Consider the following 22,119-nt stretch of genomic DNA (forward strand, 5'->3'; position numbering starts at 1 on the left):
TTAATCTCGCCGCGAAATATCTGCAAATACAGCGCCGAGCTGCTGCGCCAGATCCTGCGGTGACAGTTCAATTTCCAACCCCCGACGGCCACCCGAGACAAAAATAGTGGGAAAATCCTGGGCGGGCTTGTCGACCACGGTGGGCAAACGCTTTTTTTGCCCCAGCGGGCTAATGCCGCCTAACAGGTAGCCGGTCGTACGCTGGGCGATTTGCGGATCGGCCATCTCAACTTTCTTTGCGCCAAAAGCTTTGGCAACATGTTTTAAATCCAGCTGTCCGGCAACCGGCGTCACCGCCACCGCCAGCATTTTATTGTCACCGTTAAGCGCGACCAGCAGCGTTTTATAGACCCGATTCGCATCCAGATTGAGCTTACGCACCGCCTCATCGCCAAAATGGGTGTCGCTGCTGTCGTGCGTATAAGCATGAAGCTGAAAGCTGACCTTTTGTTTCTCGAGGAGTTTTACTGCTGGGGTCATAAAAGCGATCCTTCTGCAAAAAGTGAACGGTAAATAACCGGGGTTGATGAAGAAAAGTACTGGCGAAAATTCAGGCTTTGAGCGACAATCATCGCCCCGTTAGCAACCCGATTGCTGACGGCTAACTAAAATCATAAAAAATTCCTCATTGACGGGCTGATAGCGATATTGGCCTTTTTTTTCAGCTTTTTTTCAGTAAAGCGGGTAAATTGCCTTCGCCATACAGATGCAGTGCACCCACGGCCACCACGTAATCCCCTGGCGGTAACTCGCTTAACGTCTCGCTCCAGCGCTGGTTGCGTTGCAGCATCAGTACATCATTCAATGCGTTATTGAACGTGCCGGGCAGCACGGTTTTATTGTTGCCGGGCGGCGTCTCCAGCCACCAGCCAATCATCGTCTGTAGCAGCCTGGCGTTGGTATGCCAGTGCTTCAGGGTATCCTGCAACAGCGACAGACCGTTTTCCGGCAACGCCTTCAGCAGCGCCAGCTGAGTTTCCGGCCCTTCCAGTTCGATGATTCGCTTCTGCTGTGCCCGCGCGGCTTGTAATAGCTGAAAATCAATGCCGTAATCCGCGCGCAGTCCCAGGCGTTGCGCCTGCTGCGCCTGAAGCATGAGCGCAATTTGCCATGCTGGTAGCAGGTCAATGACCTCAGGATCAATGCCAACTTCATGGCATAGCCGCCGCAGCTGGAACAGTTCTTCAGCGGTGAGCCGTTCCGCCAGCGGCAGGCAAATCTCGCTTTCGCTGAAAGGAGAGGCGCCGGAGGTGATATCGGCTTCCACAATCAGGGCATCAGCATGCGCCAGCTTTGCCTGTAATGCTGCGGGCAGCGGCATCATTGTTTGCGTGCCCATATGGATACTCCCAACCAGATGCAGCTGACTGTGGCCGAGGGCGACATCCTGCGCCGGATAGGCATAGCGCACCGGCGACAGTTTTCGCCACAGAGCCGCCATCTCACGCAATAATTTTCCCATAGGCTCCTCATCTGTTATCACCCCATGCTAACGGTTTAGCGGACTGAAGAACAGATGAGAACCGGGTTACGCTACGCCCGCGGCGGCCGGTAGCGAATTAAACGATTGGCATTGCTGACCACGGTAATGGAAGAGAGTGCCATCGCGGCGCCGGCAACTACCGGGCTGAGCAGCGTACCCGTTAGCGGGTAGAGTATGCCCGCGGCAATGGGGATGCCGCATACGTTATAGATAAAGGCACCCAGCAGATTCTGCTTCATGTTTCTTAACGTTGCTTTTGCGATAGCCAGCGCGTCGACTAACGCATGCAGATCGTGACGCATCAGGGTAATGCCTGCCGTTTCGATCGCCACATCGCTGCCGCCGCCCATCGCAATACCCACGTCAGCCTGGGCGAGCGCTGGCGCATCGTTAATACCATCACCGATCATCGCAACCTGATGTCCCTGCTGCTGAAGTTTGCGTATGGCTTCAGCTTTGCCCTCTGGCAGCACGCCTGCGATAACGTTATCCATACCCGCTTCTTGTGCAATAGCCTGCGCGGTCACCGGATTATCACCGGTCAGCATGACTACCTGATAGCCCATTGTTCGCAGACGTTGCAGCGTGGCGACACTCTCGCTTCGCAAGGGATCGCGTATAGAAAACATCGCCTGAATTTTGCCATCGACGGCTAACAGAACGGGCGTTATACCTTGTTTTGCCTGAGCGGCAATCTGGTCTTGCGCATCGGTAAGCGGGATCTGTTGCTGCGCCATCAGGGTGCTGTTACCCAATAACAATTCTCTGCCGTCGGCGGTGCCGCTGACGCCCTGGCCCGACAGCGTACGAAAACCGGATACCTCAACCCGGGCAGCATCCGCACGTTCGATAATTGCCCGAGCCAGTGGATGGTGGGAACCCTGTTCCAGCGCGGCGGCCCATGTTAAAACCTGCTGCTCTTGCGCTCCGTTAAACAACGTAATAGCCACCACTTTCGGTTTGCCTTCGGTCAGCGTACCTGTTTTATCGAAAACCAGCGTAGAGAGCGTACTGGCGCGTTGCAGGGCATCGGCATCGCGTATCAGCACGCCAAACTCGGCGGCACGACCTACGCCAGCAATGATCGACATGGGCGTAGCCAGACCCAGCGCGCAGGGGCAGGCGATAATCAGCACGGTAGTGGCAATCACCAGGGTATAAACAATTTGCGGCGCAGGGCCAAATACATACCAGATTGCCGCGCTCAGGAGGGCGATAGCAACCACGCTGGGGACAAATACCGCCGAAATCTTATCCGCCAGCTGGCCAATTTCCGGTTTACTGCTCTGCGCCTGGCGTACCAGATTAATAATGCGCGACAGCGTGGTATTTTTACCGACGGCGCTGGCGGAAAACAGTACGCTGCCGTCCTGCATCATGGTTCCGGCATGAATTTTATCACCGCTGCTTTTTTGCTGCGGCAGCGCTTCCCCGGTCAGCATGGCTTCATCCAGCCAGGCTTCACCTTGCGTAATCACACCATCCACCGGGACGCGATCGCCGGTTGTCAGCCGTAGCGTCATGCCGGTCTGCACGTTACTCAGTTCAACGACCTGTTCGCCATGTTCTGTTACTACTCGTGCCGTTGGCGGCGTGAGATCCAGCAAACGCTCCAGCGCCTGCGATGAGCGCTGACGTGCACGCTGCTCAAGCATATGCCCCAGATTGATCAGCCCGATAATCATCGCGCTGGCTTCGTAATAAAGGTGACGGGCTTCATGCGGGAAAGCGTCTGGCCAAAGGTTGACGGTGATGGAGTAGAGCCAGGCGGCAGCCGTCCCGAGCGCCACCAGCGTGTCCATGGTCGCGCTGCGGTTAAGCAGGCTACGCCAGGCGCTGCGATAAAAGTGGCCGCCTGCGACGATCATCACCAGCAGCGTCAGCGCGCCTGCGACCAGCCAGCCGCTGCGGTTGGCGACGGTAAGCATCATGTTGTCGCCGATCATGCCCCACAACATCAGCGGGATGCCGAGCGTCAGCGCGACGGCGGCCTGCCAGCGAAAGCGGCGCATCGCCTTATCCGCCGTTTGCTGCTGTTTTTCACGCCGCTCGGTATCGTCCTCAATAATTTCGGCATCATAACCCGCCTCTTTTACGGCCTGGATCAGCGCATCTGGCGTGGCTTCACCCAGCACCAGCGCGCTGCGTTCCGCCAGATTGACGCGTGCCTGACTGACGCCCTGCACCTGTTGCAGGGCGCTCTGCACACGGTTTACGCAGCTTGCGCAGCTCATACCGTCAATCAGCAGGTGAAAGCTCTCGCTTTCCTGTGCCGGAAGCCCTTCAGGTTCCGCTGTCAGCGCTTCCGGCTGAGCTGCCAGCGGTTCAGGCTTTGGGCGAGCGTTGTCCTGCGCAAGCTGGGCCTGATATCCTGCCTGCTCAACGGCAGCAATCAGATCGTCAGGGCTGGCGCTGCCGCTAATACGCGCTTCGCTAATTGAAACATCAGCCTTTTCAACATCAGCACGTTGTTCCAGCGCTTCCTTAACTCGTTTCACACAGTGGCCGCAGGAGAGTCCTTCCAGCGCCAGTAACGTAGTTTGTGACATAAATGCTCCTGTTTCGCGTTAACCCGCAGGCTTTTGTAACCGTAATCAAGGATAAACCTTCCCTCAAGGGGAAGGTCAAGTTATTGGCCTGCGCAGCCTGATACAGTGCTAAGATTTCCCAAAGGCTTGCAGCGGGGACAAAAATGAATATCAGCGACGTGGCGAGAAAAACCGGGCTGACCAGCAAAGCTATTCGCTTTTACGAAGAAAAAGGGCTGATGACTGCCCCCATGCGCAGCGAGAACGGCTATCGCGCGTATACGACAAAGCATCTGGAAGAACTAACGTTTCTGCGGCAGGCGCGGCAGGTTGGCTTTAACCTGGAAGAGTGCCGCGAGCTGGTTTCTCTGTTTAACAATCCGCAGCGCCACAGCGCCGATGTAAAAGCACGAACGCTAAGCAAAGTCGCTGAGATTGAGACGCATATCAGCGAGCTGAACCTGATGCGTGAACGTTTGCTGGCGCTTGCCGACAGTTGCCCGGGCGACGACAGCGCCGAATGCCCGATTATTGATAATCTGTCGGGTTGCTGCCGCAGCAAAAGCGGCGTTTGAGATACCTTACGCTGCACGAGCGCAAGGTATCTCTTACCCTTGCTACTCTGCTGCCCGTCTGGCAACAAGCAGCGTAATGCCTTCAACCGCGATGACCGTCACCAGGGTTCCTGCCGGAAAGTTTTCGCTGGCCTCAACCCGCCAGCTGCTGTCGCCGATCCGCACATGCCCAATTCTGTCGACCAGCGCTTCTTCCAGCGTTAACTGACGGCCAATTAACTGGTTGCCGCGCTGGTTAAGGGAAGAGGGCGGATAGCTGCGGTCGCGGTTTTTCAGCCAGTAATACCATCCTATCGCGGAGAGAACCGTTAACAGCGCGAAGGCGATACCCTGCCATTCCCATGATAAGGGCACCAGCCAGACCAACAGGCTAACCAACAGCGCCGAGACGCCGCTCCAGAGCAGATAGCCACTGGCACCCAGCATTTCAGCCGCCAGCAGCAGGCCGCCGAGCGTCAGCCACAGCCAGGAAGGCGTTGCCAACAGTTCGCTCAGCATTATGCGCCCCGATCTTTTTTGGTTTCGTTCAGCAGCTCAGAAATACCGGCAATTGATCCGAGCAGGCTGGAAGCGTCCAGCGGCATCATCACCATCTTGCTGTTGCTGGAGGTTCCAATCTGTTGCAAAGCATCGGTATATTTTTGCGCCACGAAATAGTTAATCGCCTGAATATCGCCAGCAGCAATCGCTTCAGAAACCATTTTGGTGGCCTGAGCTTCGGCTTCAGCACTTCTTTCTCGCGCCTCTGCCTGTAAGAAGGCAGACTGCCGTTCACCTTCCGCTTTCAGGATCTGCGACTGCTTTTCCCCTTCTGCACGCAGTATCGCCGCCTGGCGCACCCCTTCCGCTTCAAGGATGTCGGCGCGTTTGGTTCGCTCCGCTTTCATCTGTGCATTCATTGAAGCGATTAGCTCCGCCGGAGGCCTTACGTCGCGGATTTCAATTCGGGTAATTTTCACGCCCCAGGGATTGGTCGCTTCATCAACAATACGCAGCAGCCGGGTATTGATGTTGTCACGCTGCGACAGCATTTCGTCCAGCTCCATCGAACCCAACACCGTACGCATATTGGTCATGGTCAGATTGACGATAGCCAGTTCAAGATTACTGACTTCATAAGCGGCCCGTGGCGAATCGACAACCTGAATAAAACAGACGGCATCAATAGTGACGCTGGCGTTATCTTTAGAAATGATTTCCTGCGATGGGATATCCAGCACCTGCTCCATCATATTGATCTTACGACCGACACGATCCATAAACGGCACCAGAAGATTAAGGCCAGGCTGCAAGGTTTTGGTGTAGCGACCAAAGCGCTCCACCGTCCACTGATAGCCCTGAGGGACGATTTTTATGCCGGACCAGACGACGACCAGCGCGAGAAGAATAATAACGGGAATCACTATCATATAACCTCCGGATTGTTACTCATCGGGCCGATTCATTCGGCCCGTATCGCTTGAATTAGTAGAGCAGCGAGTAGAGCTGCCTGCGGTATTTTGCCGCCAGTGCATCGCCCGTCCCCAGTGCCGCTAAAATCTCCTGGAGGATTTTACGCGCCTGACCCTCTGCCGCACCTAAATCTTTTTTCAAATAACTGAACAGCAGCTCCAGCGCCTCTTCATTGCGCCCAACCTGATGTAGCTGAAGCGCCAGTTTAGTGGCCAGTTCGGCATTGTCGGGTTCCGCAGCAATTTGCTGTTGCAGTTGCTGAATTTCTGGCGTGTCGGCAGCCTGTTTCAGCAGGTCGATTTGCGCAATCAGCCCCTGATAACGGGTATCTTTATCCTGCAACGGCACCACGTCCAGCACTGCCTGAGCCTCATCGCTGCGATTGAGCTTAATCAGCGCTTCCGCCAGCAGAAAGCCGATTTCGCTCTCCTGGTTGCTGAGCTGCCAGGCCTCTTTTAGCAGCGGCAGCGCTTCCAGCACGTTGCCTTCCTGCATCAGCGCCATTCCCTGCTGCGCTTTTAACTCTTCTTCTTTTGGCAGTACCTTATGCAGCAGGGCGCGTACCGCTTCTTCCGGCTGCGGGCCCTGGAAGCCATCGACTGGCTGACCATTCTGGAACAGATAAACGGTAGGGATGGAGCGCAGGCCGAACTGCTGGGCCACGGCAGGTTCTGCGTCGCAGTCCAGCTCTGCCAGAATGAACTGACCGGCATACTCCTGTGCCAGACGCTCGAGCAGCGGCGTCAGTTCCTGACAGTGCTGGCTGCGTGCTGACCAGAAATAAAACAGGACCGGGATCTGCATCGACTGCTCAAGCGTCTGGTGCAGATTGGTTTCGTTAATGGTGACAATGGCAGCTTGTGGTGACATGAATTCGTCTCTTTTTCAGGGTTTCTTACTCTATTGGGGCGGACCGCCAGGCTTCAAGGTTTATTGCTGTTATCCGCCTGTTTACCGCGCAAAATGCGATCCATCATCCAGCCAGGTAATAAACGTCGCAGAATGCTCAGTGCATGTGCGACAAGCGTCACAGGATAGCGCAGGCGCGGATGACGGCTTTCCAGCGCATGCCGTAGCTTAGGTAAAATGGCTTCGGGTGGTAGCGTAAACCGGGCCGCAATGCCGGGATTTTCTACCGGCTTATCCTGTTGAGTCTGGTTTACGTTTTCAGTGAAGCGGGTTTTAATCGGACCCGGCTCAATCAGGCTGACGCGAATACCGCTGCCGTGCAGCTCCATACGCAGCGCATCAGACCAGGCTTCCAGCGCATATTTACTGGCCGCATAGGCGCCTCGCCCTGGCGTGGAGACCAAGCCCATAACGGAGCTGGTATTCACAATTCGCGCTTCGCCACTGGCTCGCAGAGCAGGCAGTAACAGCATCGTTAACTGATGTGTACCGAACAGATTGGTGGCAAATTGCTGCTCCATCTGCTGACGCGAAATGGCGGATAACGGGCCATATACACCGTAGCCGCCGTTATTGAATAAGGCATAGATGCGGTTGCCGCTCAGCTCAACGATCCGCGCGGCGGCACGCTCCACGCTCTCGCTGTCGTTCAGGTCCAGCTCAATACCGGTGAATCCCAGCTGCGCCATCCGCTGTACATCGTCCGGTTTCCGGCAGGCGGCGAAAATATGATAGCCCCGGCGCAACAGGTCGTTAGCGGCGACCAGACCAATGCCGCTGGAGCAGCCAGTGATAACAACTATTTTTTGCATAACTTTACCTGTCCGCCGTCTTCAAAGCCGATTGACCATGGTTAACGAGGGGTGCCAGTTCCCTGGCCATCAGCGCGGCAATAAACGGCTGGGCAGCGGGATTGGGATGGATCCCGTCCTGCTGCATCCATTCCGGCTTCAGATAAACCTGCTCCATGAAAAAAGGCACCAATGGAATAGCATTGGTTTCTGCGAGTTTGGGATAAATAGCGCTAAACGCTTCAGTATACCGACGGCCATAGTTGGCGGGAATACGAATCTGCATCAGCAGCGGCTGCGCGTTGGCCGCTTTGATCAGTTTGATGATCTGTTGCAGATCCTGCTCAAGTTTCTGGGGGGGAAAGCCGCGCAGGCCATCGTTTCCGCCCAGTTCAATCAGTACCCAACGCGGTTGATGCGTTTTAAGCAGTGCCGGCAGGCGAGCCAATCCCTGCGTTGCAGTATCGCCGCTTATGCTACCGTTAATAACATCTGGAGAATTTTGCCATTTTTCATTAAGTAAGGCAGGCCATGCCGCGGTTGCAGACATTCTGTAACCCGCGCTGAGGCTGTCACCAAGCACCAGCAATTTATCTGCCGCCGTCGCTTTCGCGATCAGCGCCAAAAATAACAGGACAAGGTAATGCCAGCGGAAAACATTCTTGCAGTTCATCGTCTTAATAAGTCCGTAGGTCAGGGTGAGCATCAGCTTTCCATCCTTACCGGAGTTGAGCTGGTTGTCAAACCGGCGGAGACCATCGCGCTGATTGGTGAATCGGGTTCTGGTAAGTCAACGCTGTTAGGGATCCTCGCCGGGCTGGATGACGGTAGCGAAGGGGAGGTGTTTCTGCTGGGCAAGCCGCTGCACCAGATGAACGAGGAACAGCGGGCCGAACTGCGGGCGAAAAGCGTCGGCTTCGTTTTTCAGTCTTTTATGCTGGTGCCCACGCTCAACGCGCTGGAAAACGTCCAGCTGCCGGCCTTGTTACGAGGAGAGAGCGACAGCCAAAGCCGGGAGCAGGCGAAAAACCTGCTTACCCAGCTTGGCCTCGCCGGGCGTCTCGGCCATTTACCTTCTCAGCTTTCCGGGGGGGAGCAGCAGCGAGTTGCGCTGGCAAGAGCGTTTAGCGGTCGGCCTGCGTTGCTGTTTGCAGATGAACCTACCGGCAATCTCGATCGTAAAACCGGCGAGCGTATTGTCGATCTGCTGTTTTCCCTTAACCGTGACTTTGCCACCACGCTGATACTGGTTACGCATGATGAGCAGCTGGCGGCCCGCTGTGATCGGCGGTTACGGGTTAGGGACGGTAAATTGTGGGAGGAAGCATGATCTGGCGCTGGTTCTGGCGAGAGTGGAAATCGCCTTCGCTGCTGATTGTCTGGCTGGCGCTGACGCTGGCGGTCGCCTGCGTGCTTGCACTTGGTTCGCTGAGCGACCGCATGGAAAAAGGGCTGACACAGCAAAGCCGCGACTATATGGCGGGAGACAGAACGCTGCAAAGCTCGCGTGAAGTGCCAGAGGCGTGGCTGGATGAAGCCCGGCGAGACGGCCTGCAAGTTGGCCGTCAACTCACGTTTATGACCATGACTTTTGCCGGTGACACGCCCCAGCTGGCTTCGGTAAAGGCGGTTGACGATCGCTACCCGATGTTTGGCGAGCTGGCGACCGAGCCTGCCGGATTAAAGCCCGCTGCCGGAACCGTGCTGGCCGCTCCGCGCCTGCTGGCTTTGCTTAACCTCAAGGCTGGCGCAGATCTGGACGTCGGTGATACCACGCTGCGTATTTCAGGATCGGTCATTCAGGAGCCGGACGCGGGTTTTAATCCTTTTCAGACCGCACCGCGCCTGCTGATGAACCTTGCGGATGTCGCGAAGACCGGCGCTATTCAACCGGGCAGCCGTCTGACCTGGCGCTATAAATTTGCCGGAACGCCAGAGCAGCTGGCGCGCTATGACCGCTTTATTACGGCGCAAATCAAGCCCGATCAGCGCTGGATTAGCGTGGATAACGCTGAAGATGCGCTGGGGAAATCGATGCAGCGTGCCCAGCAGTTCCTGCTGCTGTCGGCGCTGTTGACGCTGATGCTGGCAATTGCGGCTGTTGCGGTAGCCATGAGCCATTACTGTCGAAGCCGCTACGATTTGGTCGCCGTGCTGAAGACGCTGGGAGCTAACCGCGCGGCGCTCCGTAAGCTGATTGTTGGCCAGTGGCTGGCGGTGCTGCTGCTGGCTGCGATATGCGGCGGCATTATCGGTAAAGGATTCGAGGAAATATTGCTGCAAATGCTCAAACCCGTCTTGCCGGGTGAGCTGCCGGCAGCCAGCGGATGGCCGTGGGTTTGGGCTATCGGCTCGCTGTTTGTTATTTCGCTATTGATAGGTCTGCGGCCTTACCGTCTGCTGTTGGCAACTCAGCCTTTACGCGTGCTGCGACGCGATGTGGTGGCGAATGTCTGGCCGCTGAAGTACTACCTGCCCGCGATGGCGCTGGTGGTCGTCGTGCTGCTCGCGCTGCTGGTCGGGGGAAGTAAACTGCTCTGGGCGCTGATTGGCGGCATTGTGCTGCTGTCATTGCTGCTTTCAGGTATTGGCTGGGGTGGATTGCTGCTGTTACGTCGGCTGCGCGTGCGCCATCTGGCTTTCCGGCTGGCGGTCAACCGGCTGCTGCGCCAGCCCTGGACGACGCTCAGCCAGCTGTCGGCCTTTTCCTTATCCTTTATGCTGCTGGCGTTGCTGCTGGTGATGCGCGGCGATCTGCTGGATCGCTGGCAGCAGCAGCTGCCGCCGGACAGCCCTAACTATTTTCTGCTCAACCTTACCCACGATCAGGTGCCGGAGGTGCAATCCTTCCTGCAACAGCACCAGGTTACGCCACAAACGTTTTATCCTGTTGCCAGAGTCCGTCTGACCAGTATCAATCATCAACCGGCAGATCCCTCGCAGGATAACGCGCTCAACCGTGAACTCAACCTGACTTCGCTTGCGCAGTTGCCCGACCATAATCCGCTGACGGCGGGACACTGGCCACCGGCAAAAGGAGAGGTCTCTATGGAAGAGGCGCTGGCGGGGCGGTTAGGCGTGGGTCTCGGCGATACGCTGACCTTTACTGGTGATACGCAGGCGTTTTCCGCCACCATCACCAGTTTGAGAAAAGTAGACTGGGAAAGCCTGAAGCCAAACTTTTTCTTTATTTTTCCACCTGGTGCGCTGGACGATCAGCCGCAAACCTGGCTGACCAGTTTTCGCGTGGATAACAATAGCGCGCTGCTGGCGCAGTTAAATCGTCAGTTTCCGACGCTCAGCCTGCTGGATATTGGCAGCATTTTACAGCAAATAGGGCAGGTACTGACCCAGGTCAGTCAGGCGCTGGAAATTATGGTCGTGCTGGTCACCGCCTGTGGCGTCCTGCTGCTGCTGGCGCAGATTCAGGTCGGGATGCGCCAGCGCAGACAGGAGCTGGTGGTTTACAGAACGCTTGGCGCCAGTAAAAAGCTGTTGCGGGGAACGCTATGGTGCGAATTTGCGCTTTTGGGAGCGGTTTCAGGCATTGCGGCTGCTACAGGCGCAGAAGCGGCATTATGGGGATTACAGACGAAAGTTTTTGATTTCCCCTGGCAGCCGGATTATTTGTTATGGATTATTCTGCCAATAACGGGTGCGGTGCTACTTTCCCTTTGTGGTGGCTGGTTAGGGATCCGGTTACTGAAAGGAAATGCATTGTTTCGGGGCTATAACGCAGCGTAGAATAAAGGCCGGTTACGCCGGCCTTTATCATTGGCTTTTTTCGGTGATGCATTACCGCCAGGAAGCTCAGGTTGAAAAGAATTCATTCAGGATTGGTGTATTTTCTGGCGGGCTAATGATAAAGGTGTTGTATAACGTATAACAGGGAAATATCTTAAATGTTAGATTTGCTGGATATAAAATATCGTTTCCTCACTGAATTGAAATCAAATGAACTTTTTACGTTAAGAAAAAAAGTGTTTAAAGATCGCCTTAACTGGATGGTGAAAAGTGAAAACAATATGGAGTTTGATGAATACGATAATCATCATACCGCCTACATCTTTGGCGTCTACCACGAGCGTTGCGTTTGCAGTCTTCGTTTTATAGAAATTAAATATCCCAATATGATTACCGGTACATTCAAATCCTGGTTCGATAACGTTGAACTGCCTGAGGGTAATTATGTTGAGGCCAGCCGATTATTTATAGATAAAGAGCGGGTTAACGCACTTGAGTTACGCCAGCAACCGGTGAGCGCTCTGCTTTTTCTTTCAATGATCAACTATGCACGTCATTACAAATATGAAGGGATTTATGCGGTTGTCAGTAATCCGATGTATCGCATTTTCAGGCAGTCGGGCTGGGATATTTCTGTGGTAAAACAGGGGGTTTCTGAAAAGCAGGAAAGTATCTGGCTCATCTTTATGCCAATTGACGATGATAATCAGCGCACGTTGATTGAGCGGGTAAAACTAAAGGCACCCGGGTTAAATATCAAGCTGGATGCCTGGCCACTGTCAATCCCCGTCAGTGAGAACCGGCCTGATAAGCTGTAGTTCAATACTGAGCCTGATGGCATGCTTCATATTGGTAACGCCAAGCTTCTTCACCGCGTTACCAATATGGTATTTTACGGTAGTCAACTTTATTCCCAGTATCAATGCAATTTCCTGATAAGATTTGCCAACGCTGGCCCAGTAGATAATTTCATTTTCACGTTTTGAAAATATCTCGCGGGTATTCATTTCTTCAAATTCTGACTTCCGGGATTGCTCCTGATACAGCGTGGTCATTTTTTCATGTGTGGTAATTAACAACATCTGAAGTTTATCTTTGTTATTCTGAATTATTTCTTCAATGTTATCATCACAATGCTCATCCATCATAATTGACAGGACAACAAGATTGTTATTCTGATCGTGCAGCGTAAAGGTATAGCCATTAATGATGTTATGATTGCGTGCCATATCAAACAGCTTAGGAACCTTAACGCCTTTGTTCAGCATAATATTCTCATCCCATGAGAAGGGAGAGACGCGATAAAGCGCTGTTATTAACACAGGGTCGATAAACTGGAAGTTATTTTCCTTATAAACTTCAAACCATTCCTGCCGATTTGAAATAATACAAAAATCAGCCGGATTGCGCTTACTCATGATCGCATAGGCGTATTTAATATTATTAAATTGCAGCAGTTTTCTCTCCAGGTAATCCTGTATGGAGGAATTGATCAACATATTACCAAAAAACAATTTAGACATGTCATTATCTCCCTGAGAAAGTGAGGCTTCCATCGTCAATCCCTGACTCTACCATGCTTTGCAAACCAAGCCTATGGCTACACATCACTAAAACTTGTCAATTTGAGTCAAATCTGCTCTGAAAGTTCAAATAATAGCCGGCAGTAAAATGCGAATGCGAATGCGAATGCGAATGCGGTTTGCGGTTTAGGTAAAGATCGACGTGAAGCAGCACCTGAAAAGGTGAGGAAAGAGAGAAGATGCGGAGAGCAGGGATAACCAGTTCCTGGCGGAAACAACGTTAATGGTGAAAAAATCTAACGTAATTATCCTTACTGCCTGGAGCTGGTTCCCTTGGTGTTGGCAAACAAAACTTCTAATTACTTAATAGTACTATGTATTTCTTATTGTGTTCGCCGATACAATACGACTTTCACTCCAGAAATGATAGCCATACTTAAGTACAGTTAAGCACTGTCCTTTTTCAGATGAGTGATTGCCCAGGCTATACCGCTGGCATAATCTGTCGGCAGCAGCGGGACTAAATCGTTCAGCGCAGCTTGTAGGGCATCGACGCTGACATCATTAAGATTCAGGTGGCCTACCTTACGGCCAGGACGAACCTCTTTCTCATACCAGTGAGGGCGTACCAACGGCTGATTGAGCCATGCCACGTTAAATGCGGTACCAATCAAATTCACCATTACTGAGGGCGTGCTCACCACAGGTTTCGGCAGAGGCAGATCGAGAATAGCGCGCAGATGCAGCTCAAACTGGCTGATGGAAGCGCCGTTTTGCGTCCAGTGCCCGCTGTTGTGTACCCGCGGTGCCAGTTCGTTGATGAGTAAGCCTTCTGGCACAACGAAACATTCCATCGCCATCACGCCGACGTAGTTCAGCTCGTGCATAATGGCCGAAAGCATACTTTCAGCTTGCTTCTGTCGCGCAGCATCGGCTTCTGGCAGCACAACACTGGTACGCAGAATGCCATCCTGATGCAAGTTGTGCGTCAGCGGATAAAACACGGTGCTGCCATCGTGCCCGCGTGCACCTACCAGCGACACCTCGCCAGAGAAGTTAATTCCCTGCTCTACAATGCATTCGCCATAGCAATCAGCAGGGAGGGAATCGGTCTCATGCGCACGCAGTCGCCATTGTCCCCGGCCATCGTAGCCGCCGGTGCGGCGCTTAACGATAGCCAGTTCGCCCAGGCGGGCAAAAACCTGCGGCCATTCTGCTCCGTCGGCCAGCAGTTGCCATGGCGCGGTAGCAAGTCCTAACCGATCCAGCAGCTGCTTTTGCGTCAGGCGGTCGGCCAGACGGGGGAAGATATCGCGGTTAACAAAGGCGGTGTGGCTTGCCAGCTCGCGGGTCAGCGCGGTTTCAGGCCAGCGCTCGATTTCTGCTGTGATTACGCTCTGCTGAATGGGGAGGGCTTCCGGCTCGGCATCCAGGCCGACAGGATAAACGGCGATACCCAGCGGCTCACCCGCCTGGCGCAGCATCCGGCCCAGCTGGCCATTTCCTAATACGCAAACCGGCTTCATGCTTCCTCCCGCGGATCCGGGTTATTCAACACGTCATCGGTCTGTGCCTGACGCCAGTTCGCCAACCGACCTGCCAGATCTGCATCGTGCAGCGCCAGGATTTGTGCCGCCAGCAGGGCTGCATTAGCCGCGCCCGCCTTACCAATTGCCAGTGTGCCTACCGGAATGCCGCGTGGCATTTGCACGATAGAATACAGGCTGTCGACGCCGCTTAGCGCTGCGCTCTGTACCGGCACGCCCAGTACCGGCACCAGCGTTTTGGCGGCCAGCATGCCCGGCAGATGCGCTGCGCCGCCGGCACCTGCGATAATCACGTCGAAGCCGTTCTCTGCGGCCTGCTCGGCAAAGCTAAACAGCTTATCCGGCGTACGGTGCGCTGAAACCACTTCGCAATGAAAAGGAACAGCCAGGCTGGTGAGAATTTCCGCGGCAAATTGCAGGGTTGCCCAGTCACTTTTGGATCCCATAACAATAGCAATGCGGGCCGGTGCGGCGTTGGAAGACATGCGGGTCTGACTCCTGTGATTGTACATACGTCATCTGCCAGCCTGCTGGCCGCCAGATGGGAAGGAGAAAGAGAATATCATGACTGTGGGGCCAGGAAAACGTTTGCTCTGGCCTTAAACGCGGCTTATAACGACTTTTCGCCGGCTCAGAAGGGAAAGGAAATCAGTCGGGTTTCGTTCTCACTGACCCGAATCATCGACCCTTCACTATGCCAGGCACCGAGCACAATGCGTTCTGCTGGCTGGTTATCAACCCTAAGCTGATGAACCGCCGGGCGATGGGTATGGCCGTGGATCAGGCAGCGTACCTGATGGCGAGCCATGGTGTCCTGAACGGCGGCGGCATTGACATCCATAATAGTGAAATCTTTGCTGCTGTTAGCCTGCTTGCTGCCCGCCCGCATTTTTAGCGCAATGCGTTGACGAATAAACAGAGGCAATAAAAGAAACAGTTTTTGCAGCCAGGGCTGATGTACTTTGCGACGGAAGCGCTGATAGCCTTCGTCGTCGGTACAAAGCGTATCGCCATGCATGATCAAAATCCGTTGTCCGTGGATTTCCAGCACCTGCTCTTCCGGCAGCAGCGTCATCCCGCTGGCGGCGGCAAAGCGTTTGCCCAGCAAAAAATCACGGTTGCCGTGGATAAAATAACAGGGGATGTTGAGCGGCTGTAATTCACGTAATGCGGCGGCTATTTCAGCGTGAAGCGGATCGGGATCGTCATCGCCGATCCAGGCTTCAAACAGATCGCCGAGAATATATAACGCCTCGGCCTGCCGCGCATCACGCCGTAAAAAAGCAAGAAAACCGGCAGTAATTGCCGGTTCTTCTGCACACAGATGCAAATCTGCGATAAACAGCGTGTGAGACATTATTCGCTGACGGTGACTTTCTGGATCACAACGTCATCTTTTGGCACGTCCTGATGCATGCCGCTGCGGCCTGTTGCCACGGCTTTGATCTTCTCAACCACGTCCATGCCTTCCACAACTTCTGCGAACACGCAGTAACCCCAGCCTTGCAGGCTTTCGTCACGGAAATTCAGGAAGTCGTTGTCGGCTACGTTAATGAAGAACTGTGCAGTTGCAGAGTGAGGCGCCTGAGTACGGGCCATCGCCAGCGTGCCTTTGGTGTTCTTCAGGCCATTGTTCGCTTCGTTACGGATCTCTTCTTTCGTTGCTTTCTGCGCCATGCCCGGCTCAAAGCCGCCGCCCTGGATCATAAAGCCGTTGATCACACGGTGGAAAATGGTGTTGTCGTAGAAACCTTCACGGCAGTAATCCAGGAAGTTTTTAACAGTGGCTGGCGCTTTATCATCAAAAGTTTTGATAACGATATCGCCATGGTTAGTCTGGAAAGTGACCATATTCTCATCCTGTCAAGGTTGAAGGGTTTAGATTGCGTCGCCGTCGGCGCTCACGCAGGCGCACGACCGCTATAGATAGAGGGCTTTTATATCACAAAAAGTGATGACGAGTCAGTATCGCCGCATAAACGGAGGCAGGCATAGCCTTGCTTTGCGTGGCGGTTACGTTAACAATACGGCAGAATATGAGTTTCACTCGCTAACGTCGCACACGCTAAAAACGGAATGTCTCAATGCTTAAGATTTTTAATACCCTGAGTCGTCAAAAAGAGGAATTTAAACCTATTCATGCTGGCAGTATTGGCATGTACGTGTGTGGCATTACCGTTTACGACCTTTGTCACATCGGCCATGGACGTACTTTTGTGGCTTTTGACGTCGTGGCGCGTTACCTGCGTTACCTGGGATATTCGCTGAAATATGTGCGTAATATCACTGATATCGACGATAAGATCATCAAACGTGCCAATGAAAATGGCGAAAGCGTTGAAGCACTGACCAACCGAATGATTGCCGAAATGCATGCGGATTTCGCTGCGCTGAATATTCTGCCGCCGGACCTGGAACCTCGTGCTACGCGCCATATCAGTGAAATCATTGAACTGGTGGCTAAGCTGATCGATCGCGATCATGCGTATGTCGCCAGCAACGGCGACGTGATGTTTTCTGTTGCCAGCGATCCCGATTACGGTTTGCTGTCGCGCCAGGATCTTGAACAGCTTCAGGCGGGTGCGCGCGTGGAAGTGGCGGCAGACGTGAAACGCAATCCAATGGACTTCGTGCTGTGGAAGATGTCGAAAGCCGATGAGCCGAGCTGGCCATCGCCGTGGGGCGCGGGCCGTCCGGGCTGGCATATTGAATGTTCAGCGATGAACTGCAAGCAGCTGGGTGAGCATTTCGATATTCACGGCGGCGGTTCTGATTTGATGTTCCCCCATCATGAAAACGAAATCGCGCAGTCTTCCTGTGCGCACGATGGCCCTTACGTCAATTACTGGATGCACTCCGGCATGGTGATGGTTGACCGTGAGAAGATGTCTAAATCGCTGAACAACTTCTTTACCGTGCGTGATGTACTGGAATATTTCGACGCGGAAACCGTGCGTTATTTCCTGATGTCCGGGCACTATCGTAGCCAGCTGAACTACGGTGAAGATAACCTGAAGCAGGCGCGTTCTGCGCTGGAGCGTCTCTATACTGCGCTGCGTAATACGGACGCCAATGCAGAAGCCACTGGCGGCGAAGCGTTTGAAACGCGTTTCCGTGAGGCGATGGACGACGACTTCAACACGCCGGAAGCTTACTCTGCGCTGTTTGATATGGCTCGCGAAGTGAACCGGCTGAAAACGGAAGACAGGGCGGCGGCCAACGGCCTCGCGGCGAAACTGCGTCAGCTGGCTGGCGTGCTGGGTCTGCTGGAACAGGATCCTGAGCAGTTCCTGCAAAGCGGCGCGCAGGGGAATGATGATGAGGTCGCTGAAATCGAAGCGCTGATTAAAATGCGCCTGGATGCGCGTAAAGAGAAAAACTGGGCTCAGGCGGATCTTGCGCGCGACAAGCTGGTCGAGATGGGGATCGTACTTGAAGACGGTCCACAGGGGACCAGCTGGCGTCGTAAATAAGCCAAAAAATTTCAGGAGCCGAGTGGCTCCTGAATTATTTTAGCGCTGGCGTCGCACTTTTATTTACTGACGGCGCAGCCATCAAAGTGCAGCCTGCCTCTGGCTTTATTCAGCGACGGTGATGCTGTTGCCATCAAAGTTAACGGTTTGACCCGCAACGATTTTGCAGCGCTTACGGGTTTCCACTTTACCGTCCACCGTTACCTGGCCGTCCGCGATTGCGTCTTTCGCCGCGCCGCCGCTTTCTACCCAACCTTCCAGCTTCAGCAGATCGCATAAATCGACGTGGGCATGTTTACCCAAAGAAAAAGTTGCCATTATTGTACTGCTCCATCATGAAATTCTTCGCAGGCTTGCAGGGTATTCTGAATCAGCGTCGCCACGGTCATTGGGCCAACGCCGCCTGGAACCGGCGTAATATAAGCTGCCCGCTCGGAAGCTGCAGCAAAATCTACGTCGCCGACCACTTTACCGCTTTCCAGACGGTTAATACCCACATCAATCACGATTGCGCCAGGCTTAATCCAGTCGCCAGGAATAAAGTTAGGCTTACCTACTGCAACCACCAGCAGGTCGGCATGCTCAATATGATGACGCAGATCTTTGGTAAAACGGTGCGTCACCGTTGTTGTGCAACCTGCCAGCAGCAGTTCCATGCTCATTGGGCGGCCCACGATATTTGATGCGCCAACCACCACGGCGTTCAGGCCGAAGGTGTCAATATTATAACGCTCGAGCAGCGTAACGATGCCGCGAGGTGTGCACGGACGCAGTTTAGGCGCGCGCTGGCAAAGGCGACCCACGTTATAAGGATGGAAACCGTCGACATCTTTCGATGGCGCGATACGCTCCAGCACTTTAACGTTATCAATACCTGCCGGAAGCGGCAGCTGAACCAGAATGCCATCGATTGCGCCATCGTTATTCAGCTTGTCAATCAGCTCCAGCAGTTCTGCTTCGCTGGTCGACGCGGGTAAATCATATGAGCGGGAGATAAAGCCGACTTCTTCACAGGCACGGCGCTTACTGCCAACATAAATCTGCGAAGCCGGGTTTTCACCCACTAACACTACCGCCAGGCCGGGGGCGCGTTTACCCGCTGCCAAACGCTGCTGCACTTTCCCGGCAACCTCAAGGCGCACCTGCTGCGCAATCGTTTTACCGTCTATAATCTTTGCTGCCATCAGAGAGGGGATCCATCTGGGTTAGTTGAAACGGAGTATGCAGTCTATTTTGTCAGAAGCGGACGCCGCTGTCAGGCACAGATTCGGCGCTGGCTGCTTAATAGTGCAGCAATAGAATGACCTGGTAAGCAAAATCGTTGACTCGACCGCTTCGCACCGTATAATTCGACCCAGTTCCCAATGCGCCCTTAGCTCAGTTGGATAGAGCACCGGCCTTCTAAGCCGTAGGTCACAGGTTCGAATCCTGTAGGGCGTACCATTACTTTTCAATACATTACCCGCTTTTCCCAACCTTCAGATTTTCCCCATGGGACAGATTTGTGTCGTTACTCCCCAAAAGCGAGTCAATTTCACGTACTTGTCGCTTCCGTGCCGCTATGCAGCTTCAGCGTGAACAAACATGTGCTTGTCATCCCTTCCTGTTTGCCTCAGACACCCATAATTCTTTTACAAGGACAACGAGAGAATAAGTAATATTCATTTTTATTCACTTAATCTTCATTCAATGTAGGAGAATACAGAAGACCTGTAGGCGCATCGTTAATAGCATAAATTTATCTTATATATCTCAGCGTTTTTTCGGGAGTTGTTTTCGGCGCGACAGGATTCTTTTTCACAGCAGCTGAAACTTCCGCTAGCTTGATATGATCGGATTTTGATTTATCGCGCCTGGAAAAATGCTGTGGCCAGACTTCTGGCGAGCATAACACGTTGAAAAAGCAAAACGGGTAAACAGAATAACACCTTAACCTGGTGCATGCAGGAACAGGTTGCTAAAACAGGCTGAGGTTTTTTAGTCTCTGGGAGGTCAGATTGCTAAATTTTTCATATACTAATATTTGTTAATCAGCTAATCCGCAGATGACCGCTAAGAGAATGGTTACTGCTTTTTTTGACTTATCTGACAACTAAAGGTTGTTAGCTGAACATAAGGGAAAATGATGCCATTGATATTTAGTGAGTTATCTGGCGCTCCACCGTGGGTGCCTGCCGTATTGCTCATCACTCTCTCATTCTTAGTGGGTTCTCTGGCCCGATTTATCCTTCTCAGGTTCATCCGCTACTGGCAAAATCGTGACCGAAAGCTGTTCAAATCACTTGAAAAGCATCTTCGTGGATCAATGTTTCTTTTCATCCCCTTACTGTTAATAAATGTAGGGGCTAATTATATTAACATCAAGCCAGACTTTTTAGATTTTATTACAACGACCGTTAATATATTTATTATATTATCATTTTGCTCAATTTTAATTCGCTTAACTAATGTAGCGCAGGATATGCTTTTTATACGCTACGATATTAATCTTTCAAATAATCTTCGTGCCCGCAAAGTCCGCACCCAGATAATGTATGTGAAAAAAGTCGTTATCGTCGTTCTCGTGACATTCTGTGTTTCTCTGATTTTACTGAGTTTCCCTGGTGTTCGAAAATTCGGTACTACCATTCTGGCCGGTGCCGGAGTTGCCGGAATAATAATTGGGTTTGCCCTTCAAAAGTCGCTTGTCAATTTGTTTGCCGGAATTCAGATAGCGTTCACGCAGCCCATAAAAATCGATGATGCTGTTGTCGTTGAAAAGGAATGGGGTTGGATTGAGGAGATAAACCTGACTTATGTCGTTGTGCGTATCTGGGATCTGCGCAGACTGGTTCTGCCCATTACCTATTTTACAGAAAATGCCTTCCAGAACTGGACGCGCAATAACGCACAAATATTAGGCTCGGTTTTTCTTTACCTCGATTATTCAATGCCACTCGAGCCTTTGCGTAAGCATTTTGAAAAAGTACTCAGTGAAACAAAACTTTGGGACCAGGAGACTCAGGTGCTCCAGGTAACTGATACTACTGAAAAAACCATGACTATCAGATTATTAATGACTGCACAGAATTCCCCAACGGCCTGGGATTTACGCTGTCACGTGCGGGAAAAAATGATTGAGTTTATTCAGCAAAATTATCCCCAGAGTCTTCCTCACGTAAGGGCGACGCTGACCGATCCTGGCAGTTTATAGTTGATAAAATTCAGTAAGTTAGAGGTATTTAGCCAGTCGGGTAACAGGAAGTGCCATGGCGGGACTACCCGATGGAGATGAAGACGCGCGAAGTAACGCCGTTATCGTACCGGTTTACAGAGCCAGGCAATTTTCCTGCCTGGCTCTTTGCGTGAATGCGCATGAATGGCGCTGAGATCGCACCGAACCGAGCAATCTGGCCATTTGCCTGACTTAGCGCGTCAACCTACAACCCGAACGTCTTCAACCTGATCGAGAACCGTAATGGTAATTTGGACGTGTAACGGTGTTTTCCAGTCGACGTGCAGATAAAATTCAACGCCGCCGGGACCGCCTTCGGGATCGTGCGGCCCGATATTGGTCACGTAAATTATCGCATCCCCTAAATGCGGTCTGCCGGTTGAATCGGTAGGGTCGGTACCTGCTGCCCACTCCGCGGCGGTAATGATAACGGCCGATCGTTTATTAATGGCGTCCCAGTTCCAGTTCCAGCGAGAAAGACCTTGCTGATTGCGAGCGATAAGCCTGACTGAACGTGACATGGTATGCACCTTCTGTTCTGCTCACCCAAAAATGGAGAGCAGTTGATGACATGAGAACCGGTTAGCCGGAATGTTCCTCCGGCAAAGAGGCGAGATCCCCATTTTTTTCAGGAAGAAATGAGCATAAAACCAGAAAGCATAAAAAAGGCCCGCGGGGGGACGCGGGCAAAGTAAAACAGAAGTTATCTTTTGTAGAACATCGTCCACAGTAAAGTAAAATTACCTTTATTTCTTAACATAGATCACAAAAAAGCATGACAGTGCCAGACTAAGACAAGTCCTGGGGTGGGTTAAAAGGCGGTATTTTTCGCCTGAAATTTGTTATCCGGGGAAAATCTGGCAGAATGTTGGCCGCTGGC

The 22,119-nt window shown here is 52.9% G+C and carries 22 protein-coding genes and 1 tRNA gene; 7 read left to right on the forward strand and 16 right to left on the reverse strand.

Going from position 1 to position 22,119, the window contains the following annotated elements; translation table 11 throughout:
- From ybaK to copA, 3 genes are all read right to left on the reverse strand, one after another.
- Positions 1–480, reverse strand: a complete 480-nt coding sequence (ybaK, locus tag AAGQ96_RS05570; RefSeq protein ID WP_147195879.1) for a Cys-tRNA(Pro)/Cys-tRNA(Cys) deacylase YbaK — start codon at positions 478–480, stop codon at positions 1–3.
- Positions 481–661: 181 nt separating this feature from the next.
- Complete coding sequence (locus tag AAGQ96_RS05575; RefSeq protein WP_342755039.1) at positions 662–1,462, reverse strand: TraB/GumN family protein; 801 nt, start codon at positions 1,460–1,462, stop codon at positions 662–664.
- Positions 1,463–1,533: 71 nt separating this feature from the next.
- A complete protein-coding gene (gene copA / locus AAGQ96_RS05580) occupies positions 1,534–4,032 on the reverse strand; it encodes a copper-exporting P-type ATPase CopA (protein ID WP_342755040.1) in 2,499 nt (832 codons plus the stop codon).
- Between the two features lie 143 nt (positions 4,033–4,175).
- Here copA and cueR point away from each other — a divergent pair, with 143 nt between their 5' ends.
- Positions 4,176–4,586, forward strand: a complete 411-nt coding sequence (gene cueR / locus AAGQ96_RS05585; RefSeq protein WP_147195885.1) for a Cu(I)-responsive transcriptional regulator — start codon at positions 4,176–4,178, stop codon at positions 4,584–4,586.
- A gap of 42 nt (positions 4,587–4,628) precedes the next feature.
- On the opposite strand, the gene AAGQ96_RS05590 is transcribed toward cueR, so the two are convergent.
- From AAGQ96_RS05590 to tesA, 5 genes are read right to left on the reverse strand one after another with little or no spacing between them, the layout of a single operon-like run.
- Entirely contained in the window at positions 4,629–5,084 is a 456-nt protein-coding gene (locus AAGQ96_RS05590) for an NfeD family protein (RefSeq protein ID WP_147195887.1), read from the reverse strand.
- Positions 5,084–5,995 (reverse strand): SPFH domain-containing protein, encoded by a 912-nt coding sequence (locus tag AAGQ96_RS05595; RefSeq protein ID WP_147195889.1) that lies wholly within the window; start codon positions 5,993–5,995, stop codon positions 5,084–5,086. Before AAGQ96_RS05595 ends, AAGQ96_RS05590 begins: the two co-directional genes overlap by 1 nt.
- 55 nt (positions 5,996–6,050) lie before the next feature.
- On the reverse strand, positions 6,051–6,908 hold the full coding sequence (locus tag AAGQ96_RS05600; RefSeq protein ID WP_147195891.1) for a co-chaperone YbbN: 858 nt from the start codon (positions 6,906–6,908) through the stop codon (positions 6,051–6,053).
- A gap of 53 nt (positions 6,909–6,961) precedes the next feature.
- Positions 6,962–7,759 carry an SDR family oxidoreductase gene (locus AAGQ96_RS05605; RefSeq protein ID WP_147195893.1) on the reverse strand — a complete coding sequence of 266 codons (798 nt, stop codon included), beginning with the start codon at positions 7,757–7,759 and terminating at the stop codon, positions 6,962–6,964.
- 4 nt (positions 7,760–7,763) lie between these two features.
- Positions 7,764–8,411 carry a multifunctional acyl-CoA thioesterase I/protease I/lysophospholipase L1 gene (gene tesA / locus AAGQ96_RS05610; protein WP_147195895.1) on the reverse strand — a complete coding sequence of 216 codons (648 nt, stop codon included), beginning with the start codon at positions 8,409–8,411 and terminating at the stop codon, positions 7,764–7,766.
- Here tesA and ybbA point away from each other — a divergent pair.
- The 3 genes from ybbA to AAGQ96_RS05625 all read left to right on the forward strand — a co-directional run bounded on the left by ybbA (position 8,382) and on the right by AAGQ96_RS05625 (position 12,300).
- Positions 8,382–9,068 carry a putative ABC transporter ATP-binding protein YbbA gene (gene ybbA / locus AAGQ96_RS05615; protein WP_147195898.1) on the forward strand — a complete coding sequence of 229 codons (687 nt, stop codon included), beginning with the start codon at positions 8,382–8,384 and terminating at the stop codon, positions 9,066–9,068. The two genes, tesA and ybbA, sit on opposite strands and share 30 nt — an antisense overlap.
- Complete coding sequence (gene ybbP, locus AAGQ96_RS05620; protein WP_147195900.1) at positions 9,065–11,482, forward strand: putative ABC transporter permease subunit YbbP; 2,418 nt, start codon at positions 9,065–9,067, stop codon at positions 11,480–11,482. Before ybbA ends, ybbP begins: the two co-directional genes overlap by 4 nt.
- Before the next feature lie 236 nt (positions 11,483–11,718).
- A complete protein-coding gene (locus AAGQ96_RS05625; RefSeq protein WP_254446311.1) occupies positions 11,719–12,300 on the forward strand; it encodes an acyl-homoserine-lactone synthase in 582 nt (193 codons plus the stop codon).
- Here the strand turns inward: AAGQ96_RS05625 and AAGQ96_RS05630 are convergent.
- From AAGQ96_RS05630 to ppiB, 5 genes are all read right to left on the reverse strand, one after another.
- Positions 12,262–13,005: a LuxR family transcriptional regulator gene (locus AAGQ96_RS05630; RefSeq protein WP_147200537.1), complete on the reverse strand. Its 744-nt coding sequence runs from the start codon at positions 13,003–13,005 to the stop codon at positions 12,262–12,264. The two genes, AAGQ96_RS05625 and AAGQ96_RS05630, sit on opposite strands and share 39 nt — an antisense overlap.
- A gap of 446 nt (positions 13,006–13,451) precedes the next feature.
- Positions 13,452–14,531 carry a 5-(carboxyamino)imidazole ribonucleotide synthase gene (purK, locus tag AAGQ96_RS05635; protein WP_342755041.1) on the reverse strand — a complete coding sequence of 360 codons (1,080 nt, stop codon included), beginning with the start codon at positions 14,529–14,531 and terminating at the stop codon, positions 13,452–13,454.
- Positions 14,528–15,037, reverse strand: coding sequence for a 5-(carboxyamino)imidazole ribonucleotide mutase (purE, locus tag AAGQ96_RS05640; RefSeq protein WP_342755042.1), 510 nt, complete (start codon positions 15,035–15,037; stop codon positions 14,528–14,530). Before purE ends, purK begins: the two co-directional genes overlap by 4 nt.
- Before the next feature lie 146 nt (positions 15,038–15,183).
- Complete coding sequence (gene lpxH / locus AAGQ96_RS05645; RefSeq protein ID WP_147195908.1) at positions 15,184–15,909, reverse strand: UDP-2,3-diacylglucosamine diphosphatase; 726 nt, start codon at positions 15,907–15,909, stop codon at positions 15,184–15,186.
- A complete protein-coding gene (ppiB, locus tag AAGQ96_RS05650; RefSeq protein WP_147195910.1) occupies positions 15,909–16,403 on the reverse strand; it encodes a peptidylprolyl isomerase B in 495 nt (164 codons plus the stop codon). Before ppiB ends, lpxH begins: the two co-directional genes overlap by 1 nt.
- A 233-nt stretch (positions 16,404–16,636) precedes the next feature.
- On the opposite strand from ppiB, the gene cysS reads away from it, so the two are divergent.
- The gene (gene cysS, locus AAGQ96_RS05655; protein ID WP_342755043.1) at positions 16,637–18,025 is read left to right on the forward strand and encodes a cysteine--tRNA ligase; all 1,389 of its coding nucleotides are present in this window, start codon (positions 16,637–16,639) and stop codon (positions 18,023–18,025) included.
- A 105-nt stretch (positions 18,026–18,130) separates the two neighbouring features.
- Here the strand turns inward: cysS and ybcJ are convergent, their stop codons facing one another.
- Both ybcJ and folD read right to left on the reverse strand, forming a co-directional pair.
- Complete coding sequence (ybcJ, locus tag AAGQ96_RS05660; RefSeq protein WP_147195915.1) at positions 18,131–18,343, reverse strand: ribosome-associated protein YbcJ; 213 nt, start codon at positions 18,341–18,343, stop codon at positions 18,131–18,133.
- Positions 18,343–19,209 carry a bifunctional methylenetetrahydrofolate dehydrogenase/methenyltetrahydrofolate cyclohydrolase FolD gene (folD, locus tag AAGQ96_RS05665; protein ID WP_147195918.1) on the reverse strand — a complete coding sequence of 289 codons (867 nt, stop codon included), beginning with the start codon at positions 19,207–19,209 and terminating at the stop codon, positions 18,343–18,345. The genes ybcJ and folD overlap by 1 nt, the downstream gene beginning before the upstream one ends.
- Positions 19,210–19,391: 182 nt before the next feature.
- On the opposite strand from folD, the gene AAGQ96_RS05670 reads away from it, so the two are divergent.
- Positions 19,392–19,468, forward strand: a tRNA-Arg gene (locus AAGQ96_RS05670).
- 682 nt (positions 19,469–20,150) lie between these two features.
- Positions 20,151–21,218, forward strand: coding sequence for a mechanosensitive ion channel domain-containing protein (locus AAGQ96_RS05675; protein WP_174822377.1), 1,068 nt, complete (start codon positions 20,151–20,153; stop codon positions 21,216–21,218).
- A 221-nt stretch (positions 21,219–21,439) separates the two neighbouring features.
- Here AAGQ96_RS05675 and AAGQ96_RS05680 read toward each other — a convergent pair whose 3' ends face one another.
- Complete coding sequence (locus AAGQ96_RS05680) at positions 21,440–21,760, reverse strand: hypothetical protein (protein WP_147196123.1); 321 nt, start codon at positions 21,758–21,760, stop codon at positions 21,440–21,442.
- Between the last annotated feature and the right edge of the window lie 359 nt (positions 21,761–22,119).

This window comes from Pantoea sp. MBD-2R (genome assembly GCF_039134845.1).
GTDB lineage: Bacteria > Pseudomonadota > Gammaproteobacteria > Enterobacterales > Enterobacteriaceae > Erwinia.

Bases quoted from the DNA above. Each gene is read 5' to 3' on its own strand.
- ybaK (WP_147195879.1), bottom strand. From the start codon at position 480: ATGACCCCAGCAGTAAAACTCCTCGAGAAACAAAAGGTCAGCTTTCAG.
- AAGQ96_RS05575 (WP_342755039.1), bottom strand. From the start codon at position 1,462: ATGGGAAAATTATTGCGTGAGATGGCGGCTCTGTGGCGAAAACTGTCG.
- copA (WP_342755040.1), bottom strand. From the start codon at position 4,032: ATGTCACAAACTACGTTACTGGCGCTGGAAGGACTCTCCTGCGGCCAC.
- cueR (WP_147195885.1), top strand. From the start codon at position 4,176: ATGAATATCAGCGACGTGGCGAGAAAAACCGGGCTGACCAGCAAAGCT.
- AAGQ96_RS05590 (WP_147195887.1), bottom strand. From the start codon at position 5,084: ATGCTGAGCGAACTGTTGGCAACGCCTTCCTGGCTGTGGCTGACGCTC.
- AAGQ96_RS05595 (WP_147195889.1), bottom strand. From the start codon at position 5,995: ATGATAGTGATTCCCGTTATTATTCTTCTCGCGCTGGTCGTCGTCTGG.
- AAGQ96_RS05600 (WP_147195891.1), bottom strand. From the start codon at position 6,908: ATGTCACCACAAGCTGCCATTGTCACCATTAACGAAACCAATCTGCAC.
- AAGQ96_RS05605 (WP_147195893.1), bottom strand. From the start codon at position 7,759: ATGCAAAAAATAGTTGTTATCACTGGCTGCTCCAGCGGCATTGGTCTG.
- ybbA (WP_147195898.1), top strand. From the start codon at position 8,382: ATGCCAGCGGAAAACATTCTTGCAGTTCATCGTCTTAATAAGTCCGTA.
- tesA (WP_147195895.1), bottom strand. From the start codon at position 8,411: ATGAACTGCAAGAATGTTTTCCGCTGGCATTACCTTGTCCTGTTATTT.
- ybbP (WP_147195900.1), top strand. From the start codon at position 9,065: ATGATCTGGCGCTGGTTCTGGCGAGAGTGGAAATCGCCTTCGCTGCTG.
- AAGQ96_RS05630 (WP_147200537.1), bottom strand. From the start codon at position 13,005: ATGTCTAAATTGTTTTTTGGTAATATGTTGATCAATTCCTCCATACAG.
- purK (WP_342755041.1), bottom strand. From the start codon at position 14,531: ATGAAGCCGGTTTGCGTATTAGGAAATGGCCAGCTGGGCCGGATGCTG.
- purE (WP_342755042.1), bottom strand. From the start codon at position 15,037: ATGTCTTCCAACGCCGCACCGGCCCGCATTGCTATTGTTATGGGATCC.
- lpxH (WP_147195908.1), bottom strand. From the start codon at position 15,909: ATGTCTCACACGCTGTTTATCGCAGATTTGCATCTGTGTGCAGAAGAA.
- ppiB (WP_147195910.1), bottom strand. From the start codon at position 16,403: ATGGTCACTTTCCAGACTAACCATGGCGATATCGTTATCAAAACTTTT.
- cysS (WP_342755043.1), top strand. From the start codon at position 16,637: ATGCTTAAGATTTTTAATACCCTGAGTCGTCAAAAAGAGGAATTTAAA.
- ybcJ (WP_147195915.1), bottom strand. From the start codon at position 18,343: ATGGCAACTTTTTCTTTGGGTAAACATGCCCACGTCGATTTATGCGAT.
- folD (WP_147195918.1), bottom strand. From the start codon at position 19,209: ATGGCAGCAAAGATTATAGACGGTAAAACGATTGCGCAGCAGGTGCGC.
- AAGQ96_RS05675 (WP_174822377.1), top strand. From the start codon at position 20,151: ATGCCATTGATATTTAGTGAGTTATCTGGCGCTCCACCGTGGGTGCCT.
- AAGQ96_RS05680 (WP_147196123.1), bottom strand. From the start codon at position 21,760: ATGTCACGTTCAGTCAGGCTTATCGCTCGCAATCAGCAAGGTCTTTCT.